Source organism: Streptomyces sp. LS1784, from assembly GCF_020103755.1.
Classification (GTDB): domain Bacteria; phylum Actinomycetota; class Actinomycetes; order Streptomycetales; family Streptomycetaceae; genus Kitasatospora.
This window is the reverse complement of record NZ_JAHSQD010000370.1, coordinates 1-8,382: the sequence shown is the minus strand read 5'-3', so window position 1 is coordinate 8,382 and position 8,382 is coordinate 1. Positions and strand designations below refer to the sequence as shown.

6 protein-coding genes are annotated in these 8,382 nt (G+C 75.6%); 2 read left to right on the top strand and 4 right to left on the bottom strand.

Translation table 11 applies throughout. The features are described 5' to 3' along the window. A partial coding sequence (locus tag KS423_RS31255; protein WP_224283134.1) for an AAA family ATPase occupies positions 1-2,258 on the top strand: 2,258 nt, incomplete at its 5' end. Between the two features lie 33 nt (positions 2,259-2,291). Beyond that, positions 2,292-2,702, top strand: coding sequence for a PPOX class F420-dependent oxidoreductase (locus KS423_RS31250; protein WP_224283133.1), 411 nt, complete (start codon positions 2,292-2,294; stop codon positions 2,700-2,702). A gap of 555 nt (positions 2,703-3,257) precedes the next feature. On the opposite strand, the gene KS423_RS31245 is transcribed toward KS423_RS31250, so the two are convergent. From KS423_RS31245 to KS423_RS31230, 4 genes are all read right to left on the bottom strand, one after another. Continuing rightward, entirely contained in the window at positions 3,258-4,955 is a 1,698-nt protein-coding gene (locus tag KS423_RS31245; protein WP_224283132.1) for an FAD-dependent oxidoreductase, read from the bottom strand. 85 nt (positions 4,956-5,040) lie between these two features. Beyond that, a complete protein-coding gene (locus tag KS423_RS31240) occupies positions 5,041-5,952 on the bottom strand; it encodes a diiron oxygenase (protein ID WP_224283131.1) in 912 nt (303 codons plus the stop codon). A gap of 204 nt (positions 5,953-6,156) precedes the next feature. Beyond that, positions 6,157-7,206, bottom strand: a complete 1,050-nt coding sequence (locus tag KS423_RS31235) for an alpha/beta hydrolase (protein ID WP_224283130.1) — start codon at positions 7,204-7,206, stop codon at positions 6,157-6,159. A 135-nt stretch (positions 7,207-7,341) separates the two neighbouring features. Beyond that, positions 7,342-8,382, bottom strand: a 1,041-nt coding sequence (locus KS423_RS31230) for an RNA polymerase sigma factor (protein WP_224283129.1), incomplete at its 5' end; no start/stop codon positions are given.

Here is an 8,382-nt window from a genome sequence, read left to right as displayed (position 1 = left end):
GCGGCCGCGCCCACCGGGCGCTGCGCGACCGCGCCGAACTCGCCGGGGACGGCCCCGGCACCCTGCGGCTGGGCCGGCACCTGTTCGCCGTCACCACCCAGCGCCCCGAACTCGCCCTGGTGCCCTGGCGCGGCCGCCCCGCCTTCACCCTCACCGGCACCGACTACCGCTCCCCCGTCACCGACCCGGCCTTCGCCGCCACCGAGCGGTACTGGGACCGCCCGCTGCCCTCGGAGACCCCGCAGCTGTACCGCGCCGAGTACCTCGCGGCCAGTCTGCTGCCGGCCGCCGAGGCCGGGTCGCTGTCCGCGGACGGCGACCTGCTGGAGTACGTCCGGCGCGCCGCCGAGCAGCGACCGGACGAGGGCTACCAGCGCGGCGTGCACGACCACGACGCGGCGCTGCTGCTCCGCGCGCTGCTCGAACTCGGAGCCGAGGCCGGGCTGTTGCGCCATCCGGCGGGCGCCCGGGCGGCCGCTCAGCTGTACTGGGCGCACGGCGCCGACGAACGGCAGCGGCTGCTCTGGCACACCCGGGCCCGCTCGCTGGGCCTGGCCCGGGACGCCTTCGGAGGCGCCCCGGCGCAGGCCGCACTGGACGCGCTGGCCGCCGAACTCAGCGTCGCCGTCGCGGACTTCACGCCGGGAGCGGAGCCCGCCGGCCCTTACCTGGTGGCCGAACTGACCGCCGCCGCGCCCAGCTTCGCCCACTCGGCGGGCGCCGCCGCACTGCTCGACAAGTTCCGTGCCGCACCCGAGTCGGCCGGCCTCACCGAGGCGCTGGCCGCCCTGCCCGAGGAGTCGTCGATCCTGCCCGTGCGGCGCGAACTCGCCACCGCCTGGCTGGAGTCGGGTGCCGCCGACGCCGACCCGGCCGACCTCGCCGAGGCCGCCGCCGTGCTGCTCTGCCCGTCCCTGCCGCGACGGCCCGCCGAGGGGGCGGTGGCCACCCGGATCACCGGGCTGCTCGGTGACCACCCGCGGCTCGCGGGCGGCGCACTCGACCTGCGGCTGGACGACCTGCTCGCCCGGGTCCGGGAGTTCGAGCGGGTCGAGGTGCCCGGCCACCGGGCCTACCAGCGGCTGCGCGGCGAACTGCTGGCCGCCGAGCACGCCCGGCTGCGGCTCGACCAGTACCGGCCCGCCCCGCTCAACGGCTTCGTCCGCAACCGGCTGATCGACCAGGTGTACCTGCCGCTGGTCGGTGACAACCTCGCCAAGCAGCTCGGCACGGCCGAGCCCGGCGGGCCGGTCGACCGCAGCGGCCTGCTGCTGCTGGTCTCCCCGCCCGGCTACGGCAAGACCACCCTGGTCGAGTACCTCGCCGAACGGCTCGGCCTGCTGCTGGTCTCCGTCAGCGGCCCCGCGCTCGGCCACCGGGTCACCTCGCTGGACCCGGCCGAGGCCCCCGACGCCACCTCCCGGCGCGAGGTCGAGAAGCTCAACTTCGCCCTGCACGCGGGCGACAACGTGCTGCTCTACGTGGACGACGTCCAGCACACCTCGCCCGAGTTCCTCCAGCGCTTCATCCCGCTGTGCGACGCCCAGCGCCGGATCGACGGCGTCTGGGACGGCGAGGCCCGCGAGTGGGACCTGCGCGGCAAGCGCTTCGCCGTCGTGATGGCCGCCAACCCGTACACCGAGTCCGGCCGCCTCTTCCGGCTGCCCGACATGCTCGCCAACCGCGCCGACGTGTGGAACCTCGGCGACGCCGTCGCCGGGCGCGAGGACCTCTTCGCGCTCAGCTTCGTCGAGAACGCCCTGCCCGCCAGCCGCCACCTGGCCCCGCTCGCCACCGCCGAGCGCGCCGACCTCGACACCCTGCTCGCCCGCGCCGGCGGCCTGCCCGGCGGCACCCTGGCCGGCGCCTGGCCCGCCGCCGAGGTCGAGCGGATGACCGCCGTCCTGGCCGGCCTGCTCCACCTCCGCTCCACCGTCCTGGCCGTCAACCGCGCCTACCTGGCCTCCGCCGCCCAGGACGACCTCACCCGCACCGAGCCCCCCTTCCTGCTCCAGGGCTCCTACCGCAACATGGCCAAGCTCGCCCAGCGCCTCGACCCCGCCCTCATCCGCCCCGAACTCGACGCCCTGCTCACCGACCACTACCGCGCCGAGGCCCAGCCCCTGGGCGCCGACGCCGAGGCCCAGCTCCTCAAGCTCGCCGAACTCCGCGGCACCCTGACACCGGAGCAGACGCAACGCTGGGCGGAGCTGAGGCGCTCCTGGCGGGAGCGCGGGCACACCGTCGAACGTCCTTGACCTGAAGGGAGCTTGAGGTCCTAGCGTGGCCGCATGTTCTTCACCGAGCGCGAGCGCGCGTACCTCGCCGGCCGGCCGCTGGCCCGCCTGGCCACCATCGGCCCGGACGGCTCCCCGCAGGTCCGGCCGGTGGGCTTCCGGCTCAACGAGGACGGCACCATCGACATCGGCGGACCGGACAACGCCCGCAGCCGCAAGTACCGCAACGCCCGGGACCGTCCCGAGGTCTCCGTCCTGATCGACGACCTGGCCCCCGCTGACGATCCGGTCGCGGGCGGCTGGGGCCGTGGGGTGGAGATCCGCGGCCGGGCCGAGGTCCGCACCGTCGACGTCCCGCCGGTGGCGCCCGACCGGTTCAGCCGGGACGTCATCCGGGTGCACCCCCGGCGGATCCTCACCTGGAACCTGGAGGCCCTGGGCACCACCGCCCGCGACGTCGGCTGACCGTCTGTTCCGCCGCTGGGCGCGGCAGTTCTACCCCGGGTTCCGCTCCGAGCCCGCCCCCGGGTTCCACTCCGAGCCCCATGCCGGGCTCCGGCCCGAGCCGGACGCCGCCGGTCGAGCCCCGGTCGGTGCGGCCAGCGACTCCCAGACCGGATCGGGCAGCCCGGGGACGGAGCGCCCCTCGGCCTGCCAGCGCCGGGCCAGCTCGGCGTAGATGGGCGCGTCCGGACCGGGCGCCGTCCCGGGTGGACCGGGCACCGCCCCGGGTGGACCGGGGTCCGCCACGGGCGGGCCGGGCGCCACCCCGGGTGGACCGGGCGCCGAAGGCTGCTCCGCCCCGCTCGGGATGCCATGCAGGATCGTTTCCTCACCCGGCTGTCGTCGTTCCGGTACCGGCAGCCTCCCAAAACCACTCACGCCCACCCAACGCACCCCACGCGCACCGGGACACGGCCCCGTCAACCGGCACGCCGCAGGTCAACCCCGTACGGGGAGCGGCCGGGTGCGCAGGAAGTCGGCCCACCCGACTTCCTGCGCACGTTCTACCCTCCCCCGCTACCGCCGCCGCCCCGCCGCCAGCAGCTCCGGCACGGTGGCGAGCTTCACCCGGGGCCGCCCCTCGGCCTCGCCCCGCTCGCGTTCCGCCCGGTCCACCGCCCGCAGCTCCCGCAGCCCGACCACGTCCGGCCGCCGACGGCGCACCAGCCGTTCGAAGTCCTTGCGCCCCGGCCCCGGGACGGGCAGCGTACGGGCGGCCGCGTCGTCCAGCAGCGCGTCCACGGTCTCCCGCGCGCAGGCCCGGTTGGCACCGATCCCGCCGGACGGCCCCCGCTTGGCCCAGCCCACCACGTACGTGCCCGGCAGCGGCCGGCCGGTCGCCGGGTCGACGACCCGCCCGTCCCGGTGCGCGACCGTCCCGGCCCGCTCGTCGAACGGCAGCCCGGGCAGCGGCACGCCCCGGTGCCCGATGGAGCGCACCACCAGGCCGGCCCGCAGCACGTCCTCCGCCCCGGTGCCCTCGACCCGGCCGTCCGCCGCCAGGGTGGTCCGCTCGACGGTCAGCGCCTCGACCCGCCCGTCCCCGGACAGCTCGACCGGCGCCGACAGGAACCGCAGCACGATCCGCCGCCCCGGTCCGGGCTCCGCGGCCCCGTCGTACGGCACCAGCGGCAGCCCCGCAAGCAGTGCCGCCCGCGACTCCGGCCCGGCCTGCGTCCCCGGGCCCGCCTGCGACTGCGTGCGGGAAACCGCCGCCTCGATCGCCGCCCGCACCTCCGGGTGGTCCTCCACCACCACCTCGACGCCCGGCAGCTGCCGCAGCGCCAGGAACTCCGCCCTGGTCCACGCCGCCTGCCCGGGCCCGCGCCGGGCGAGCAGCACGACCTCCCGGACCCGGCTGCGGCGCAGCGCGGCCAGGGCGTGGTCGGCGATGTCGGTGGCGGCGAGCCGGTCGGGGTCGGTGAGCAGGATGCGGGCGATGTCCACCGCGACGTTGCCGTTGCCGACCACCACGACGCGCTCCGCCGACAGCTCCACCGCGTCGGCCGGTACGGTCGGTTCGGCGTTGTACCAGCCGACGAAGGCGGTCGCGGGCAGACTGCCCGGCAGGTCCTCGCCGGGGATGCCGAGCCGGCGGTCGGCGGCCGCCCCGACCGCGTACACCACCGCGTGGTGGTGCGCGGCGAGCTCCTGGTGGGTGACGTCCGTGCCGATCTCCACGTTGAGGTGCATCCGCAGCCGCGGGTCGTGGAAGACGCTCGCGAAGCTCTCCGCGATCCGCTTGGTGGACTGGTGGTCGGGCGCGACGCCGTGCCGCAGCAGGCCTCCGGTGACCGGCAGCCGGTCGATCATGGTGATCTCGGCGCTGGTGCTGCGCAGCAGTTCCTGCGCCGTGTACCCGGCGGAGGGGCCGGTGCCGACGACGGCGATCCGCAGCGCGCCGAGCTCCCCCGGCAGGCTGCGCGGGAAGCTGGGTGCGCCCCAGGCGTGGTCGTTGGGGTGGTCGCGGAACCAGTCGCGGTTGAGGTCGCCGAACACGGTGTCCGGCCCGCGCAGCCGGTCGACCGGGAACACCGCGTCCACCGGGCAGGCGTCCGCGCAGGCGCCGCAGTCGATGCACGCCCGCGGGTCGATGTACAGCATGTCGGTGGTGCCGAACTCCGGCTCGTCCGGGGTCGGGTGGATGCAGTTGACCGGGCAGACGGACACGCACGAGGCGTCGTTGCAGCAGGTCTGGGTGATCGCGTAGGCCATGGCCGGGGTGGGGTCCTCGCTGCGCGTGGGGGGATGGGAGACGGACGGGTCCCGGCGGTCCGCCGGAACCTCTCCTGCCGGTCCGTCAGAGCATGTGCACCCGGCGGTAGACGGCCGCCGAGCGGCTGGTGAGCAGCCCGGTCTCGGCGAGGAAGGCCATCAGGTGCCGGGAGCTGGTGCGCATCATCGCCTTGCGGTGCTCGTTGGCCCGCACCTCGGCGAGCGCCCGCTGCACGTCGAGCCCGGCGGCCCTGTACACGCCCGGGTGCACCATGCTGGTGACGATGACGTACGCGCCGACGGCGATGCCGGTGGCCGAGGCGCGCCGGCGGGCCGGGCTCGCGTGGCGCATCCGCTCGCGGACCTCCTGCCGGGCGAACTTCATGTGCCGGGACTCCTCGACCACGTGGATCCGGGAGGTGCCGCGGACGATCTCCAGCACGTTCTCGCCGCGCATCCAGTCGCGCTGCATGACGTCGAGCACCTCTTCGGCCACCAGGATTCCGCCGTAGGCGAGTTCGCCCTTGGCGAGCGCCTTGAACGCGCGCCCGGCCTGGGCGATCACCGTGTTCGGCCGGTAGGCGGGAACGCCCATCTTCTGACAGGCGCGGGCGAACATGATCGAGTGGCGGCACTCGTCGGCGATCTCGGTGAGCGCGAACTGGAACTCGGCGTTGGCGGGGTTCTTGAGGTACTGGTCGCGCAGCACCATCTGCTGGAGGATCATCTCGAACCAGATGCCGGTGTTCATGATCGAGCAGACCTCGTGCCGGGTGAGCGTGACCCGCTGCCGCTCGGTCATCTCGTCCCAGAGCCGGGTGCCGTAGAGGGTGCTCCACTCCGGGTTGAGACCGTAGTGGTCCTCCGGGAGGGGGGCGTCCCAGTCGATCTCGGTCGAGGGGTCGAAGGAGAGGGTGGCGGCCGACTCCAGCAGCCGCTTCGAGACGTCGTCGTCAGCCTTGGTGTGACCGTGCTCCGTCTGCCGGGTGAGAGCCATGGCTGCCTCCAGGTGCCTGCCCCTGCGGGTTCCCGCTCACCCGCTTATTAGACGGACAGTACAATAAGAGCCGGTCGCCGAGAACCCCCTGCGCAGCAGCGATCCGGCGCGCGGCGGTAGGGCCCGCGCCCCTGTCCGCCCCGCGACACGGCGAAGGGCGGGACCCGTCCGCAGGGTCCCGCCCCTCCACTCCCGCCCCGTTCGTCACCCGCCGATCGCCTGCCGCAGCGCCTCCGCCGCCTCGGCCGTCGCCTCCCGGAAACGGCGGCCGATGCCGATGTAGTTGGCGTACCCGTGGATGAGGTCCGGCTGTCGGCTCAGCCGCACCGCGACACCCGCCTCCTCCAGCGCCCGCGCGTACGCCTCGCCCTCGTCGCGCAGCGGGTCGAAGCCCGCGGTGCCGATGTACGCGGGCGGCAGGCCGGTCAGGTCCTCGGCGAGCAGCGGCGACAGCCGCGGGTCGGTGCGGTCGGTGGGCGCGGGCGCGTACCGGTCGGCGCACCAGTCCATGTCCGCGCTGGTCAGGAAGAACCCGTCGGCGAACAGCCCGCGCGAGGGGCGCCGGGTCGAGGCGTCGGTCGCCGGGTACAGCAGCAGCTGGAACACCGGAGCGGGGCCGCCCCGCCGGACCGCCTCCCGGGCGGCGACGGCGGCCAGGTTGCCGCCGGCGCTGTCCCCGCCGACCGCGATCCGTTCCGGAGCCGCGCCCAGGTCCGCCGCCTTCGCGAAGGCGTAGTCGAACGCGGCCAACGCGTCCTCGGCCGCCGCCGGGAACACGTGCTCGGGCGCCAGCCGGTACTCCACCGACAGCACCCGCACCCGCGCCCGCCAAGCGAGGAAGCGGGCGACGTGGTCGTGGCTGGCCCGGCTGCCGACCACCCAGCCACCGCCGTGCAGGTAGACCAGCAGGCCGGAGCCCTCCGCCAGCCCGTCCGGGGCGTACAGCGTCGCGGGCAGCTCGCCGTGCTCCTGCGGGATGCCGACGCTCCGCGCGGCCACCGCACGGTTCTCCGGCCCGCCCACCAGGTGCCGCGCGTACTCCATCGCGGCCCGCGACGGCCCGACCCCGCCCGGCATCACCAGGGCCGCCTTGGACAGCCGCTGGAGCTTGAGTATCAACTGCGCGTCCAGCGCGAGCGTCTGCCCGTCGCGGACCACCGGCTTGCCCGCGATGGCCCGCCGCAGACCCTCGGGCAGGGCGTACGCGGCACGGACGACGGCGGCCTGGATCCGAACGGGGGGTGGGATCGTCATCTCTTCTGCCTCCTGAGGGCGGCCCTGGAACGGTGTCGGGGCGGTTCTGCCGGGACCGGGAGCCCATGATGGGCCCCTCCCACCGGACGGGGAAGCCTCCTGGACACCGTCTGAACCCGCTCTCGACCCCGCCACCTACCAGGTCGCCCCTCCGCCCACCGCCCGCTCCACCCGCTGCGCCCGGGCCACCAGGTGACGGCGCTCCGGCGCACTGGCCGTACGGGCCGCCGCTTCCCGGTACGCGTGGGCGGCGCCCGCCGGGTCCGTGCCGAGCCGGTCGAGCAGGTGGGCCCGGACGGCGAGCAGCCGGTGGTGGCGGGCCAGGCGCTTGTCCGCGGCCAGCTCCGCGACGAGCCCGAGCCCGGCCGCCGGCCCGTACACCATCGCGACCGCGACCGCCCGGTTGAGCGCGACCATCGGGTTCGGGTCGAGGCGCAGCAGCAGGTCGTACAGCACCAGGACCTGCGGCCAGTCGGTCTCCCGTGCCGTCGCCGCCTCCCCGTGCACCGCGGCGATCGCGGCCTGCACCTGGTACGGTCCGGCCTGCCCGCGCGGCAGCACCGAGGCGATCAACTCCAGCCCCTCGTCCATCAGTTCCCGGTCCCAGCGGCCGCGGTCCTGCTCCTCCAGCGGCACCAGCCCGCCGTGCGCCCCGGTGCGGGCCGGCCGGCGGGCGTCGGTGAGCAGCATCAGCGCGAGCAGCCCCGCCGTCTCGGCGTCCCCGGGGGCGAGCCGCAGCAGCAGCCGGGTCAGTCGGATCGCCTCGACGGACAGCCGCGGCGCGGTCAGCTCCTCGCCGCCGCTCACCGTGTAGCCCTCGTTGAACACCAGGTACAGCACGTGCCGCACCTCGCCCAGCCGCGCGGCGCCGCTCTCCCCCTCCGGCAGCGCCAACCGTCCGCCGTCCGCCCCGGCCGCCGCCTTCAGCGTCTGCTTCGCGCGGCTGATCCGCTGTGCCATCGTCGCCTCCGGCACCAGGAACGCGGCCGCGATCTGCGCGGTCGTCAGGCCGCCGACGGCGCGCAGGGTCAGCGCGATCCGGCTCGGCACGGACAGCGCCGGGTGGCAGCAGAGGAACAGCAGCGCGAGCGAGTCGTCCGCCGCCGGGTCCGGCGCGTCGGCCGCCGGGGCGAGCAGCGCCGAGTGCGGCGTGGCCAGTGCCAGCGCCTCCTCCCG